Genomic DNA, 1,237 nt, shown 5'->3' on the forward strand with positions numbered 1-1,237 from the left:
GACAATGGAACATGCAACTGATCCCGTCGGCTGGGTCTTCGCAGATGAACTGCACCGTGCAGAAAAAGGGAATAATGGTTTTAACACTCCAACCGGAGGTATTTTTCATCGCGTATTTTTGATCGGTGTTTTAACCGAAGTGCATGTGCAGACCAGCCGTGCAGTGGATGCACGGTTGAGTGATCCAACCGGAGGTTTCTCGATCTCAGTGAACCGTTCCTGCCCGCGTGTTGCCGATCTTCTCACGGCAACAGAGCCTCCGGCATTTGTCGCCATCTCAGGCGAACTCTCCCAGCGCGGACGCGAAGAGATCAGGGTGATTGCAGACTCCTGCCAGGTTGTGCGTCGCGAGGATCGTGATCGCTTTGTTCATCTCTGCGCGGAAGAGACGATTCAAAGGCTGGAGTCGATTGGAGAACTCTCTGAAGAACAGAGAGAGATAGCAGAGATGGTTGCAGAGGCTCTGAATGTTGTCGGCACAGAACCAGAGAGAAACCTGAGCGTTCAGGCTGATGTTTTAGATCTGACCGGGAAGATGATCAGCATCATCGAAGAGTGCTCAGGACCAAAAGGCGCTCTTCTTGAGGATGTGCTCCAAAAAGCTGGTGAAGGAGGAGTCGGGGAGAGCGAGGCAAAAGCAGCTCTGACAGTCATTCTTGAGGACGGAGACTGTTATATGCCGACAACCAGCACTATCAGGCTCTTATGATACCCCGGTTCCTCTCCGAAGGGCCTGCACTTCTTCTGAACCGTACAATCCCGATTCTGGTGATAGCAGATATCCACCTTGGTGTCGAGAGTGCACTTGATACCGCGGGATGGCATCTGAAGAGCAGTTCGGAGAACCGGCTTCAGCGCATACTCACCTGTATTGAGACAACAGACCCCGATCTCCTGCTCATACTCGGCGATCTGAAACATTCGGTGCCCCGCATCACCTGGCAGGAGCATACGGAACTGCCAGAGTTTCTGAATGCAATCAGGCGTGAAGTTGATCTCAGGCTTCTTCCCGGCAACCATGATCCCGGAATAGAACGATATATGGAGGAGGAAGAAATCCTGAACAAAACTGGTGAGATTATTGACGGAATCGGATACCTGCATGGCCACACCTACCCATCTCCGGATCTTGCCGGCCATCTCATTGTGGCAGGACACCACCACCCGGTCATCCACCTCTATGATGAGGTGGGCTGTTCCCTGAGGGGAAATCCCGCCTACCTCTTAGCTGAAGTCG

At 52.8% G+C, this 1,237-nt stretch carries 2 protein-coding genes; both read left to right on the plus strand.

What is annotated here, in order from left to right; translation table 11 throughout:
* Positions 1-709: hypothetical protein (locus QCH34_RS13015; protein WP_300334751.1), on the plus strand; the 709-nt coding region annotated here is incomplete at its 5' end.
* The coding region (locus tag QCH34_RS13020; protein WP_300334752.1) for a metallophosphoesterase at positions 706-1,237 on the plus strand (532 nt) is incomplete at its 3' end. The genes QCH34_RS13015 and QCH34_RS13020, both read left to right, overlap by 4 nt.

It is taken from the genome of Methanocalculus sp. (assembly GCF_029762515.1).
Lineage (GTDB): Archaea > Halobacteriota > Methanomicrobia > Methanomicrobiales > Methanocorpusculaceae > Methanocalculus.